The 12,810-nt window shown below is 47.2% G+C and carries 13 protein-coding genes and 1 riboswitch; of the genes, 9 read left to right on the top strand and 4 right to left on the bottom strand.

The features are described from left to right. Positions 1-234: 234 nt before the first annotated feature. The 4 genes from DESLBE_RS26980 (at position 235) to DESLBE_RS09555 (ending at position 4,106) form a co-directional block, all read left to right on the top strand. Complete coding sequence (locus DESLBE_RS26980; protein WP_243131276.1) at positions 235-645, top strand: hypothetical protein; 411 nt, start codon at positions 235-237, stop codon at positions 643-645. Positions 646-679: 34 nt separating this feature from the next. After that, complete coding sequence (purD, locus tag DESLBE_RS09565; protein WP_144676443.1) at positions 680-1,939, top strand: phosphoribosylamine--glycine ligase; 1,260 nt, start codon at positions 680-682, stop codon at positions 1,937-1,939. 79 nt (positions 1,940-2,018) lie between these two features. After that, entirely contained in the window at positions 2,019-2,573 is a 555-nt protein-coding gene (locus tag DESLBE_RS09560; protein WP_011461471.1) for a manganese catalase family protein, read from the top strand. 177 nt (positions 2,574-2,750) lie between these two features. Beyond that, the gene (locus tag DESLBE_RS09555; protein WP_015943462.1) at positions 2,751-4,106 is read left to right on the top strand and encodes an MFS transporter; all 1,356 of its coding nucleotides are present in this window, start codon (positions 2,751-2,753) and stop codon (positions 4,104-4,106) included. On the opposite strand, the gene DESLBE_RS09550 is transcribed toward DESLBE_RS09555, so the two are convergent. Next, positions 4,101-4,802: a hypothetical protein gene (locus DESLBE_RS09550; RefSeq protein ID WP_005817226.1), complete on the bottom strand. Its 702-nt coding sequence runs from the start codon at positions 4,800-4,802 to the stop codon at positions 4,101-4,103. The genes DESLBE_RS09555 and DESLBE_RS09550 overlap by 6 nt on opposite strands. 208 nt (positions 4,803-5,010) lie before the next feature. On the opposite strand from DESLBE_RS09550, the gene DESLBE_RS09545 reads away from it, so the two are divergent. Continuing rightward, positions 5,011-5,514: a hypothetical protein gene (locus tag DESLBE_RS09545; protein WP_144676441.1), complete on the top strand. Its 504-nt coding sequence runs from the start codon at positions 5,011-5,013 to the stop codon at positions 5,512-5,514. A 97-nt stretch (positions 5,515-5,611) separates the two neighbouring features. Here the strand turns inward: DESLBE_RS09545 and DESLBE_RS09540 are convergent, their stop codons facing one another. The 3 genes from DESLBE_RS09540 to DESLBE_RS09530 all read right to left on the bottom strand — a co-directional run bounded on the left by DESLBE_RS09540 (position 5,612) and on the right by DESLBE_RS09530 (position 8,351). Continuing rightward, positions 5,612-6,457, bottom strand: a complete 846-nt coding sequence (locus DESLBE_RS09540; RefSeq protein ID WP_015943464.1) for a MetQ/NlpA family ABC transporter substrate-binding protein — start codon at positions 6,455-6,457, stop codon at positions 5,612-5,614. Between the two features lie 201 nt (positions 6,458-6,658). Further along, entirely contained in the window at positions 6,659-7,336 is a 678-nt protein-coding gene (locus DESLBE_RS09535) for a methionine ABC transporter permease (RefSeq protein ID WP_015943465.1), read from the bottom strand. After that, positions 7,329-8,351, bottom strand: a complete 1,023-nt coding sequence (locus DESLBE_RS09530) for a methionine ABC transporter ATP-binding protein (protein WP_144676439.1) — start codon at positions 8,349-8,351, stop codon at positions 7,329-7,331. Before DESLBE_RS09530 ends, DESLBE_RS09535 begins: the two co-directional genes overlap by 8 nt. 80 nt (positions 8,352-8,431) lie before the next feature. After that, positions 8,432-8,532: riboswitch (SAM riboswitch) on the bottom strand. A 198-nt stretch (positions 8,533-8,730) separates the two neighbouring features. Here DESLBE_RS09530 and DESLBE_RS09525 point away from each other — a divergent pair. From DESLBE_RS09525 to hisG, 4 genes are all read left to right on the top strand, one after another. Beyond that, the gene (locus DESLBE_RS09525) at positions 8,731-9,072 is read left to right on the top strand and encodes a YerC/YecD family TrpR-related protein (protein ID WP_015943467.1); all 342 of its coding nucleotides are present in this window, start codon (positions 8,731-8,733) and stop codon (positions 9,070-9,072) included. Position 9,073: 1 nt separating this feature from the next. After that, a complete protein-coding gene (gene hisZ, locus DESLBE_RS09520; protein ID WP_144676437.1) occupies positions 9,074-10,225 on the top strand; it encodes an ATP phosphoribosyltransferase regulatory subunit in 1,152 nt (383 codons plus the stop codon). 275 nt (positions 10,226-10,500) lie between these two features. After that, positions 10,501-11,535: a virulence RhuM family protein gene (locus tag DESLBE_RS09515; protein ID WP_015943469.1), complete on the top strand. Its 1,035-nt coding sequence runs from the start codon at positions 10,501-10,503 to the stop codon at positions 11,533-11,535. Positions 11,536-12,111: 576 nt separating this feature from the next. Beyond that, complete coding sequence (hisG, locus tag DESLBE_RS09510; protein WP_144676435.1) at positions 12,112-12,783, top strand: ATP phosphoribosyltransferase; 672 nt, start codon at positions 12,112-12,114, stop codon at positions 12,781-12,783. Positions 12,784-12,810 lie beyond the last annotated feature (27 nt).

The following is a 12,810-nucleotide window of genomic DNA, read 5'->3' as shown; positions in this document are numbered from 1 at the left end:
GCGTAGCTTTACGCACAACGCGTACTCCATAGCTCCGGGGCTGGTCTACTCGCTTTCTTAACAGCTACACCAAACCTCAGGGTAATACCTGATGTGAACCATGGCTTCGCTACGTTAAGAAAGCTTCGCTGACCCGACCGCCCCTCCGCTAAATCCGTACGCTTTTGTACGTAAAGCTACGTCTTGCGGGTCTCTTTTAGCTTTTCCTTAAGGACCTGGTTCCCGAGACTTTTTGTGAGGATTTCTTGGGTTGCCTTCAAAGCCTTTCCTAAGGTAGCCGACCTTGCCGCCCCAAGCGGCGTCGGCAAAGACGGAAAAAGCGACTTAAGCCGGGAGTCAGGCGACTTACTCCACCTTTCCCGCAACGCCCTGCCCGCTCAAACTCCAAAAACAGCCCAAGGATTTTGCTTTACGGTAGGAAGCGAATTTAAGCGAGCGGAAACAAAACTTCGCGAAAAGCACACAGCGGAGAAAGGTTGGAAACAGGACGTTTCCAACCCGCCATTGAGCAGGAGCGATTTGGCGGGGCACCTTTCGGAGCGGAGGGCTTTGCGCGTTAGTTTTGTCCGCGCAGCTTATGGAGCGACCGGTGTAAATCAAAATCCTGGAGACTCAGCTGGAGAATCAGCTTTAGAGTTTTCCTGAAGCAGTCTAAATCAAATAGTAAAGAAGGTGCCCCATGGCTAAGAAAGTCTTAATAGTAGGCAATGGCGGCAGGGAGCACGCCCTTGCCTGGAAAATAGCCCAAAGCCCGGAGGTCGGGAAATTGTACGTTGCTCCGGGAAACGCCGGAACTCAGGAATGGAATGTGGCGATTGCGGCTACAGATATCCCCGGGTTGCTTGAATTTGCCCAAAAAGAAGGCATTGATTTGACAATTGCGGGCCCTGAGGCACCTTTGACTTTAGGGATTGTAGACGCTTTCCAAAAAGAAGAACTGAGGATTTTCGGACCCACTCAAGAAGCCGCCCGGCTGGAGGGCAGCAAATCTTTTGCTAAGGAAATCATGGAGGCGGCGGGGGTTCCCACAGCTCAAAGCCGGGTATTCTCTGAACCGGAGCAGGCTAAGGAATATATCAAACAGGTGGGAGCACCGATCGTCTTAAAGGCCGATGGCTTAGCAGCCGGCAAAGGTGTGATTGTGGCCATGGATTTGGACACAGCTTTGACGGCTGTGGATGAGTTAATGGACGGCTCTTTAGGCGAATCGGGAAAATTGCTTCTGGTTGAAGAATATCTGGAAGGGCAGGAAGTGAGCTTGCTCTGTCTCTGTGATGGTGAGCATGCGGTTGCCTTAGTCCCTGTTCAGGACCATAAACGGGCTTTGGATGGGGATCTGGGCTTGAATACCGGCGGCATGGGTACCTATAGCCCCCCGCCTTTCTGGAATCCAGAGTTGGAAGAGGAGGCACTAAGAACCATCGTGCAGCCCACCTTACAAGTCATGAAGGATAAAGGGATGCCCTTTCAAGGAGTTCTTTTTGCCGGGCTGATGCTGACCAAGGACGGTCCGAAAACCTTGGAATTTAATGTCCGCTTCGGTGATCCGGAAACCCAAGTGGTGATGGCCCGTATGGAATCGGATTTATTCAAGGTTCTGTGGGCCTGTACGGAAGGACAGATCGAGAATCTAAAGCTGGCTTGGAAAAAAGAAACCGCACTCTGTATCGTTATGGCCGCACCGGGCTATCCCATGGCCTATGCCAAAGGCATTCCGATCACTTTGCCTGAAGTCCCTGCTCAAGAGAGCGTGATTTTTCATGCCGGGACTGCCCTTTTCCAGGGGGGAGAACTGCAAAGCTCCGGCGGAAGGGTCTTGGGGGTAACGGCTTGGGGAGATGATCTTAACCAGGCCCGTCAATTGGGATATGCTTTAGTAGAAAAAATAAATTTCCCCGGCGCTCATTATCGGAAAGATATTGGGGTAAAAGGTCTTTAGTTCGGCTTTTCCTCCTGTGACCTTAGGTTGTCCTATCTTCATATAATGAAGGCAGGACGACGTTCAAGGGGGGAAGGGTGTGTACATCTATCGAAAAAGGTTCTTTTATCCAATCCATGTGGAAAGGCCCGATCCGGTCCTGGCTAAAGAATTGCTGGAGCATTATGGTGGAAGGGATGGAGAACTCACCCAGGCAGTTCAGTACTTAAATCATCAGGTTAATATAGACAACCGTTTTTTGCGTGAACTTTTGGGGCTCATCATGGCGGAAGAACTTGCTCATTTAGAGACTTTATCGGCAATGATTACCAAGCTGGGGGGGGAGGTTACTCGCTTAAGTGATCATGAGGATACTCCCTGGTCTCTTTCCTATGTAAACCAGTACTCTGAACCGGATAAACTTTTGAAAGCAAACGCTGCTTTGGAAAAGAGAGCACGCCTTTTGTATGAGAAGCATGCAGCCATGACCCAGGATCCTGGGGTGAAACGTCTGCTTACTTTTTTAGCCCGGCGTGAAGGGGTTCATCAGAGGCTTCTCTATCGGTGTTATAAGGTTCTGACTGAAGGGGGAACGTCAGAGCAGTATATGGAGATTATCTATGAGTATAAAATGAGCCTCCAGGTATTAGAGTAAGAAAGATAGTTCAGCTCCTTTTAATAAGTGATAGATCATGAAAGCAGGAAATTTGAAAATGCAAAAAGAAGCTTATCCCCAAGCTTCTTTATTTTTTTACTAAAATTTGCTAAACTATATAAAATTATCAGCAATTTGCCTAATAAAAATATCAGCTATTTGCACAGGAGGATAAAGATGAGTATATCACAACGAATAGAAAAATTACCGGTTAAGAGATTTCACTATATACTCCTTATCTCTGCAGGTTTGGGATGGATGTTCGATTCCATGGATACGGGCATTATTTCCTTTGTCCTGCCGGTGTTGATGAAGACTTGGGGGTTAACACCGGAACAGGTGGGAAATATCGGGAGTGTCGGCCTGTTAGGAATGGCTTTGGGAGCTATTCTGTCCGGGAGTGTGGCGGATCGAATCGGCAGAAAAAAGGTCTTTGCCTTTACCTTGGTGGTGTATTCTTTGGCTACCGGATTATGCGGCCTGGCCTGGAGCTATGCCTCCCTTTTGTTCTTTCGCTTTCTGGTGGGGTTTGGTTTGGGAGGGCAATTGCCGGTTGCGGTAACATTGGTGAGTGAGTTCACTCCTGCTAAACACCGGGGAAAATTTCTGGTCCTTTTGGAGAGCTTCTGGGCTATAGGGTGGCTCCTGGCCTCCGTTATATCCTATCTGATCATTCCCAACTATGGTTGGCATATTGCTTTCTTCATTGGTGCCATTCCGGCTCTTTACGTTTTTTATCTCTGGAAGTACATCCCGGAGTCACCGCGGTTTCTTGAGGAACAGGGAAGAATCCAGGAGGCTGAGGCAGTGTACCGCCTGGTCGCCGGGGAGGCAGGCCCTGACGTAAAGGCGGGCAGAACTGCTGAGGAGGCAAAACGTGAACACAGGCAGCCCCAGAAGGGGACGGCCAAGACTAAGGTGCTGAAGCGAGTCACGGTAGCGGAATTGTTTTCCCGGAAGTTCCTGCGCAGAACGGTGTTTCTCTGGTTGCTTTGGTTTGGAATCGTATATTCTTACTATGGAATTTTTACATGGCTGCCCTCTATTCTTGCCTTAAAGGGTTTTTCCCTGACCAAGAGCTTCAGCTATGTTATTATTATGACCTTGGCGCAGATTCCCGGCTATTTCAGCGCGGCATTTCTGGTCGATCGCATTGGGCGCAAGCCTACCTTGGCCGCTTTCGTTTTAGGGACAGCGATCAGCGCTTATTTCTTTGGACTGGGCAACAGTGTAATGATGATTCTGGTCTTTGGTTCCCTCATGTCTTTCTTTAACCTTGGCGCCTGGGGAATTCTCTACACCTATACTCCTGAGCTTTATCCTACCAGAGCCCGGGGCACCGGTGCCGGTTGGGCCGCCGGGTTTGGCCGCATCGGCGGCATCTTAGCACCTATGGTGGTAGGCCGTATGCTGGGAGCGGAAATGCCTACGGAAACGGTTTTCCTGATGTTTGCCGGAGTGCTCATCCTCGTTGTGTTTAATGTCCTCATTCTTGGCGAAGAGACGAAAGGCCGGCCCATGGATGAACTATAGAATCTCCTTGGTGCGGTAATCCCAGAAGCGGTTGGATACCAGGCGGAGGCAGAAGGGATGTTTGCTCCAGTTTTCAATGTTGTCCAGGGAGAGCAGCAAAGCATAGGCTTGCCGGCAAGTACCCAGCAAAGGATAATTTTTGCATAGATAAGCAAGGTTGGCGAGAATGGCTTCCTGACGTTCCTGGTGGAAAAGGTTCTGCACATAGCGGCGGCTTAAAGGGCTTAGCCTGTATTGCGCCAGTTCGGAGGCTAAGGGTCTCAGCTCATCCCTGCTGAAGTTAATGACCGTCAGTTGAGGCAAATCTGCGATCAGATCCGCACCTTCTAAAAAGTTAAGGAGATGTTCCTGAATGATGAAGGGAGAGAAAGGGAATACTCCCGGAGTTTCGGCAAGAATGCGGATGCGCAACAGGTTTGCCCGCAGAAAATCGGATTCCTGGGAAACCGGACTGATGGGGGTCTTTTCCAGGTTGCGAATAATTTGCCCTAAATGGGCATTGCCTTCGCAGGCCAGGTATTCCCATTGAGGAAGCAGGGAAAGCAGGAGTTGGCCGAGATAGGCTCCCTTGGATTCAAATAGTTTATAGCGGGTCAAGGTCGTGAGGGTCTCCTCATTGGGCTCGGTTAGAATGTGGCGCAGCATTTCCGGGTGCATGCGCAAGCGGGTCTGAATTTTCTTATCGAAGGAATTCATAGAGATGTTCTCCTCATGTTCCAGAATGTTGATTAGTTCTTCATCCTGGGTAATTTGTCTATAGTGTGTGAGGAGTGACCCGTTCTATGCCATCAAAAATATGGTAATCATGGCAGGGGTAAGTACAGGCATTAAAGAAACTTATCCTTGGGTTAATTTAGGGGATATGATATAATTATTCCATTCCTAGGAATAAGGAAGTGGATTCATGGATAATGAGAAATTTCAGGATTTGATGCTGGAGCATTTTGGAAAAGTACTTAATGAATTAACTGGCATGAAGACGGAGCTGACTGAGGTAAAGCAAGATGTAGCAGGGATAAAGGCAGAGCTAACTGAAGTAAAGCAAGATGTAGCTGGGATGAAGGCAGAGCTAACTGAAGTAAAGCAAGATGTAGCTGGGATGAAGGTAGAGCTAGCCGGAGTAAAGCAAGATGTAACCGGGTTGAAGGAATCTCAAACCAGGATGGAGACGGATCTAGTTGTCCTTAGGCAATCTCAGGTCAGGATGGAGCAAGACTTTGGTAGGAAGCTGGATATTCTTTTTTATGATTGGCGGGAGACTCAGAAACAGTTTAATGAGGAAGTCAAAAGTGAAATTAAGATTTTAGGTACTAAGGTTGAGGCTTTACAAATGGAATCCAGTAAACATGACCGAGAAATTAAGGATTTATACCTAGTGAATCTAGCCAAGGGTAAGAGCAAAGATTAAATCGTTAAGATTAAAATAGATATAGAATGCATAGCAATGAGAAAAGCCGCCCTCAGCTGAGGAACGGCTCTTTCTTTATGAGTTGAAGTAATAATTCTTAGAAGGCAGGAACGACAGCACCTTTGTAGGTATCTTCGATAAACTTCTTAACTTCTGGGGTGTTCAAAGCTTCCACTAATTTTTTGAGGTTGGGATCGTCTTTGCGATCTTCTTTAGCTACGACGATGTTGGCATAAGGAGAATCTTTGCCTTCAAGGACGATGGCATCCTCAGTGGGATTGAGGCCGGCTTCTAAAGCGTAGTTGGTGTTGATGACAGCTCCGGCAATTTTGGGGTCGGTAAGAGCATGGGGGAGCTGAGCAGCCTCAATAGCTTGAATTTTTAGCTTTTTCGGGTTCTCAGCGATATCCAATTCTGTTGCGGTAACACCGGCACCGTCTTTAAGTTTAATCAATCCGGCTTGTTCTAAGACGGCTAAAGCGCGGCCGCCATTGGAGGGATCGTTAGGGATAGCAATAGCATCACCGTCTTTGAGCTCATCGATTTTGGTTACTTTTTCAGAGTAGAAGCCCATGGGCTCAATATGCACAGTGCCGATGATCGCCAGCTTCATGCCTTGAGCAAGGTAGGTATCCAGGTAAGGAGTGTGTTGAAAGTAGTTGGCGTCGAGTAATCCGTCGTTAACGGCTGGGTTGGGAAGAGCATAATCCGTAAAATCAACAATTTCCAGATTGATGCCTTGTTCTGCTAATTTGGGTTTGACGAATTCAAGCACTTCGGCATGGGGAACGGGGGTAGCGCCTACTTTGATCGTCACAGGCTCATTGGCATTACCGGAGGCGGGTGGGGTATCGGTTTTCTGAGGGGTGCTTCCGCACCCGGTAAGTACCAAGGATAGGGCTACTACGGAGCCGATAATTAAAGTCGAGAGTTTACGTTTCATTCTTATTTCCTCCTTAAATTCTTCTTTCTTTTCCTCTGAAGATACACATGAAGACATTTTTTGTGAGATACCCTTCATTGTGAGATACCCTTCATTGTGAGATACCCTTGAGAAGATATATGCTCAAGCCTCCTCCCCAAAGAACTTGACAGGAGTACCGGTATCGCCCGCCATGAATTTGAGTGAGCGCTTGGAACATGCTTAGTGGTTACTAATCCGGCGAGCCAGTTTGGTGCCAAAGAGTTGAACCAATTGGACGATAATCACGAGAATGATGACGGTCATAATCATCACGTCGGTCCGAAAACGTTGATGCCCGTAGCGGATAGCCACGTCTCCTAAGCCACCGGCTCCTATGGTCCCCGCCATGGCGGTATAGCCGACGACGCTGATCGTGGTGATGGCGGCGCCTAAGATGAGAGAGGCCTTGGCTTCAGGCAAAAGAACTTTACGGATAATCTGCCAAGGGGAAGAGCCCATGGATAGGGCCGCTTCAATGACTCCGTAAGGAATTTCTTTAAGCGAACTCTCCACCATGCGGGCCACGAAAGGTGCTGTGGCAAAGACCAGAGGGATTATTGCAGCGTCGGTACCGATGTATGTGCCCATGATGGCTTGAGTGACAGGAATCAAAGCCAGAAGCAAAACGATAAAAGGTGCCGAGCGAAAGATGTTGATCACTGTGCCGAGGGTGCGTTCTATCCAAGGATTCGGCGAGATATGATCGGGAGAAGAGATGACCAGAATGACCCCCAGAGGAACACCAAGAAGATAAGCCAGCAGAGTAGAGGCCATAACCATGTATAGGGTCTCTCCTGTAGCAGGGACCAGAAGTTGATAGATGGTTTCCCAGTATTGAGGGTTGGTAAAATCAAACATTTTGGATCACCTCCACTTTGAGTTCGCGCTGGGCTAGATATTGATGAGCTAAAGCCAGTTGTCCGGGATCTCCCTGCAGCTCCAAGGTTAAGGTGCCAAAGAGAGTGGAGCGGAGGTGGTCGATGCTTCCATAAAGGATATTGGCCCGAACCTCGCATTCTTTCATAAGGTCGGCAATGATGGGGTCCGATGCCCGTGAACCCAGGAATTGGATGCGCACAATCTGAGAATTGGGATGAGTGGCCAGTTCACGAAGCAAATCTTCAGGGAGTTCATTGGGAAATACAGTGGAGATGAATTCCTTGGCGACGCTGGACTGGGGTTGAATAAAGACGGATTCCACAGGCCCTTGTTCAGCGATTTTTGACTCATGGATGACGGCCACATCGGTGCAGATCTCTTTAACCACTTTCATTTCGTGAGTAATCATAATAATGGTTAAGCCGAAACGCTGATTGATATCCTTTAAGAGATTCAAGATAGATAAAGTGGTTTGGGGGTCAAGGGCGGAAGTGGCCTCATCGCAAAGGAGCACTTTAGGGTTGGTGGCCAGCGCACGGGCAATCCCCACTCTTTGCTTTTGACCGCCGCTGAGCTGGGAAGGGTAGACATGGGCCTTATCCTCCAAGCCTACTAGGGGAAGCAGCTCCTTAACCCTCTCTTCTATCTCTGGTTTTTTAAAACCGGCAATTTCTAAAGGAAAAGCAATATTATCAAAAACGGTGCGGGACTGGAGCAGATGGAAGTGCTGAAAGATCATGCCGATCTTTTGGCGGACTTGCCGGAGCTCTGCCGCGGACATCGCTGTTAAATCCTGACCATCGATGATGATTTTACCCCCGGTGGGCTCTTCCAAGCGATTGATGCAACGGACCAGGGTGCTTTTACCGGCACCGCTTAAACCGATGATGCCGTAAATCGCTCCTTTGGGAATATGCAGGGAGATATCTTCAATGGCTGTAACTTGCTCTTTGCGGGAGGTGTAAACCTTTGTTAAGTTCTCAATTCTAATCAACGCTGTTCCCCCTCGTTAGGTTCTAACTGAATATAACAAAAAACTCCACGAGGAAATCCGCAGAGTTATAGTCGGGTTTCCTCTCATCTCCCAGTATTTCCTGCAGGATTTAGCACCGTGCATTTTCATGTCGGTTGCCGGGTTTCATCGGGCCAGTCCCTCCACCTACTCTGGATAAGAGTGTTTATTAACTTTGTACCAAGTTTCAGTCGAAATCTTGATAGACATTATATTAACATAAAGCATAGAGTCTTGGCAAGTAATTTTTTCAATAGAAAGTTCTGGCAGGTTAAACAAATTTTCTGAAGAGAGGCTATGAATATTGACAAGGGCCCTATACTTTAATAAATTAAAGTATAGAAGTATAAGGAGATGATCGATGATGGATGAATATAAAGACGATGATTTCAAGGGAATTGATCAGCGCCTGCGTGATTCCTCAACGGATGCGCTTTTTGACGCTATTTTATTATTAAAGGATCGGGAAGAGTGCTATAGGTTCTTTCAGGATATCGCTACGGTGGCGGAGATTAAGTCTTTGGCTCAGCGTCTGGAAGTGGCCAAACTTCTGGAGAAGAATGTGACCTATACCACCATCGCCCAATCCACAGGGGCTAGTACGGCGACTATCAGCCGGGTTAAGCGGTGCCTGTACTTTGGGGCCGACGGTTATCAGATGGTCCTGAAGCGTCTGGAGGAGAAGGAAAAGGGGGGGGATTAATATGCTGCGAAGTTCTCTGGGCTTAAGAATCCCGGAAGGGATGCATGATCTTCTTCCTGATGAGTTAGCCTTACAAGAGCGGGCAGAGGCCTCTGCACTGGATTTATTCAAAGCCTGGGCTTATCAGAAGGTTGTCACTCCGACCTTGGAGTATGGGGCATGCATCCAGCCGGTCGAAGAGGAAGGGGATAGTTTTTTTAAGCTCTTTGATCGTCAGGGCCATGTCCTGGTGCTGCGTCCGGAGTTAACCACTCCCATCGCCCGGATGGTCAGCACCCGGATGCGGGGGACTGCCTTTCCTTTGCGCTTATGTTACGCAGCAGATGTCTTCCGCTATTCTAAATCTCATAAACAAGAATTCAGGCAGGTGGGAGTGGAGCTGATTGGCTCGGCCTCTCCTGCGGCAGATGCCGAAGTGGTCGCCTTAGCGATTGAAGCTCTCCGCAAAATCGGCGGCATGGACTTTCAAATCAATTTGGGACATATGGGGATCTTTACCGGTATTATGGCTGAGTTAGGGGTTCCTCAGGAATTCCAGCTCCATTATCAGGAGAAGCTGGCCCGCAAGGATTTTGTGGGGATTGAGCGGTTGGTTAAGGACTACGGTTTTGAAGCTGGGGTTCAGGACGTTCTTTTAAAGCTTCCCCATCTTCACGGCCAAGAGGATATGCTGGATCAGGTTCTGGAGTGGAGCCGGCGGCCTTCCCTGTTGGAAGCGGTGGCTGCCCTGAGGCAGGTCTATCGGTACTTAAAGGATTTCGGAGTCCAGGATTATGTGTCTCTGGATTTGGGTATTCTGCGCGGCTTCAGCTATTATACGGGGGCGGTCTTTGAAGGCTATGTTCCCGGAGTGGGTTTCCCCGTTGTTGAGGGGGGGCGCTATGACGCTCTGTACGGTGAATTTGGGGAGGATGCCCCGGCCACCGGTTTTGCGATCAACCTCAAGGCGATCATCGAGCAAATGGCCTGCTCCAATGCGGAAAGCCCGGAGGTTTATGTCTGCGGCAGTGACGTTTTCCAAGTGATCGCCGAAGCCCGGCAGCTCCGCCAAGCAGGGAAACGAGTGGAGATGTGCCTGGAATCCCTGACTCGGGAACAAGCTATAGAGTTAGCCGACCGTAAAGGAATTAAGGAAATAGTGTGCGTAAGGTGATTAAAGACATGCTTCCGGTTGATTGGAGTTAGGTTAGGATTTAGCAGATAATGAAGCATAACAGACCTCGCATGCGTTTTTTAATTTCCCCTACCAAGCTAGTTCAGCCGATTTGGAATCGAACGCGTAAATAACTGTGCAGAAAGTAGTTTTTTCGCGAAGTGTAACTTAAGTTTTTGAGACCAAATATATGTTTAGTAGTTGACCTGAACATATGTTTGGTCTTAGTATTATATTATGACAATAGTTTACATGTTTTTGGAGGTATTGCTGTGATGGATAATAAAAAAAAGCGTCAGGATAAATTACAAATCAGAAACAGTACAGCAGAATTTCTAATATTCTCTTCGCAAGCAAATGAAAATACAATAGAAGTTCGAGTTGAAGATGAGACAGTTTGGTTAACTCAAAAATTGATTGCCCAGCTTTTTGATAAAAGCAGAAATACAATTACTGAGCATTTACAGAATATTTTCAACGAGGGAGAGCTTGACGAAAATTCAGTATGTCGGGAATTCCGACATACTGGAACTGATGGGAAAGAGTATAATACAAAGTTCTATAACCTTGATGCCATCATTTCGGTCGGCTATCGAGTAAACTCAATCAGAGCAACTCAATTCAGACAGTGGGCAACCGGTGTATTACGTACTTTTGCCATCAAGGGCTATGTTTTGGACAAAGAAAGATTAAAAAACGGGACCTTCTTGAATGAAGACTATTTTGAGCATTTGCTGGAAGAAATCAGAGAAATCAGAGCCAGTGAAAGAAGGTTCTATCAAAAAATTACGGATATTTATGCTACTGCTGTAGATTATAATCTTCACACCAAATTGACAAAGGATTTCTTTAAGACCGTTCAAAACAAACTGCATTATGCGATTCATGGCTGCACGGCGGCAGAAGTCATTTATAACAGAGCGGACAGCATAAAAGCCCATATGGGTCTGACTACATGGAAAAACGCGCCACATGGCAAAATCGTAAAAAGCGATGTTTCTGTCGCCAAGAACTACCTTTCGGAAAAAGAAATCAGATCATTGGACCGTTTCGTTACCATGTATCTTGATTACGCTGAAAGCCAGGCGGAGAAGAATATTCCAATGACAATGGAAGACTGGGCCAAAAGGCTCAATGCTTTTCTGCAATTCAATGAAAAGGATATATTAGAAAATGCGGGAAAAGTGACCACTGCAATTGCTAAGGAATTTGCGGAGGGTGAGTTTGAAAAATATCGTGTCATTCAGGACAGGCTTTTTATGTCAGATTTCGATAGGTTGATAGACAGTATTGGCAATGATCAAGAGTGAAGAAATGTTCGGAAGCTAAAGGGAGTGCGTTGAATAAATGCCAAATTATGATTTTCATAATTGTCTTTCTCCCCGGGAATGATGTATTGGCAACAGTGGAAAAAGCGGTAGCTGCCAGTTATAATAACCGTCTTGATCGTTACCCGTACGACCCAGAAGCTCGTATATTTGCTTGTGAAAAGTAATAAGAGGAAAAGGAGATCTTATTACTGGTCACAAGGATAAGATTAAACATGTAGAAAAAGTATGGCGAACAAAGATGAGGCAAGCATTTGAACAGATTCTTCAGCATGAGCCGATCTTACAAAAGATCAAGCGAAAAAATGATCTGCCGAGTTTCTGCGGTATTGATTTTAGCATGTCCCAGAACACGACAACGTTGTCGCGTTCTGGGACATGTTGTTACTCTTACAGGCAGTCCTGAAGCTATGGGTAGAAGAGGCAGGAAATTCACCGGAAGTCATTAAATATTAAAAAACTATTGCCAGGGAAAAATGAGGTTGTTATAATAACCATAATACGCTAATGCTTTAACTAATTAAAGTGATAAAATACAGGTCAAGGAGTTGAGAAAGGTTGGCTCGTAATTTCTTAACTATCGCTCTTCCTAAAGGAAAATTATTGACAGACTCCCTGGAGGCTTTGACAAAGATAGGAATTGAATGCCAAGAGGTCAGTGAAGAGTCGAGGAAATTAGTCTTTCCTCTGGAAAAGGCTCAAGCTCAGATCATCATCTGCCGCCCCACGGATATCCCCACCTTTGTGGAATATGGGGCGGCGGATATAGGTTTTGTCGGTAAAGATACCCTGCTGGAAGAAAACAAAGATGTGGTGGAGCTTTTGGATCTTGGTTTCGGCTATTGCCGCTTTGTTGTAGCCATGCCGGAAGAAAAGGTTCCTCCCCGTCTGCCGGACGGCAAATTTGATCTGAGCGGATTAAATCATCAGCGGGTGGCCACCAAGTTTCCCCGGGTAGCGGAAGACTTTTTCCGGGAGCAGGGGATGCAGGTTCTGCCCATTAAGCTTCATGGCAATATCGAATTGGCCCCCCGGGTGGGGCTGGCAGAGATGATTGTGGATATCGTATCCACCGGAACCACACTGCGGCAAAATAAGCTGGTAGAAATTGCTCCCATTCTTGAAGCGACGACAAGATTGATTGCCAACCGTGTCGCTTATCGGATGAAGCATGAACGCATTAATGAGCTGACTGAGAAGCTGCGTCAGCTTCTCGGCAAAGCTCATTAAGCTCGGGAGAGTTGGCTAAGATGGAGG

It is taken from the genome of Desulfitobacterium sp. LBE, from assembly GCF_007830365.1.
Classification (GTDB): domain Bacteria; phylum Bacillota; class Desulfitobacteriia; order Desulfitobacteriales; family Desulfitobacteriaceae; genus Desulfitobacterium; species Desulfitobacterium hafniense.
The sequence above is the reverse complement of the archived record's forward strand: the minus strand, read 5'-3'. Positions and strand labels throughout refer to the sequence as shown.

Bases quoted from the DNA above. Each gene is read 5' to 3' on its own strand.
- DESLBE_RS09515 (WP_015943469.1), top strand. From the start codon at position 10,501: ATGGATAATAAAAAAAAGCGTCAGGATAAATTACAAATCAGAAACAGT.
- DESLBE_RS09550 (WP_005817226.1), bottom strand. From the start codon at position 4,802: ATGAATTCCTTCGATAAGAAAATTCAGACCCGCTTGCGCATGCACCCG.
- purD (WP_144676443.1), top strand. From the start codon at position 680: ATGGCTAAGAAAGTCTTAATAGTAGGCAATGGCGGCAGGGAGCACGCC.
- hisZ (WP_144676437.1), top strand. From the start codon at position 9,074: ATGCTGCGAAGTTCTCTGGGCTTAAGAATCCCGGAAGGGATGCATGAT.
- DESLBE_RS09525 (WP_015943467.1), top strand. From the start codon at position 8,731: ATGATGGATGAATATAAAGACGATGATTTCAAGGGAATTGATCAGCGC.
- DESLBE_RS09540 (WP_015943464.1), bottom strand. From the start codon at position 6,457: ATGAAACGTAAACTCTCGACTTTAATTATCGGCTCCGTAGTAGCCCTA.
- DESLBE_RS09545 (WP_144676441.1), top strand. From the start codon at position 5,011: ATGGATAATGAGAAATTTCAGGATTTGATGCTGGAGCATTTTGGAAAA.
- DESLBE_RS09535 (WP_015943465.1), bottom strand. From the start codon at position 7,336: ATGTTTGATTTTACCAACCCTCAATACTGGGAAACCATCTATCAACTT.
- DESLBE_RS09555 (WP_015943462.1), top strand. From the start codon at position 2,751: ATGAGTATATCACAACGAATAGAAAAATTACCGGTTAAGAGATTTCAC.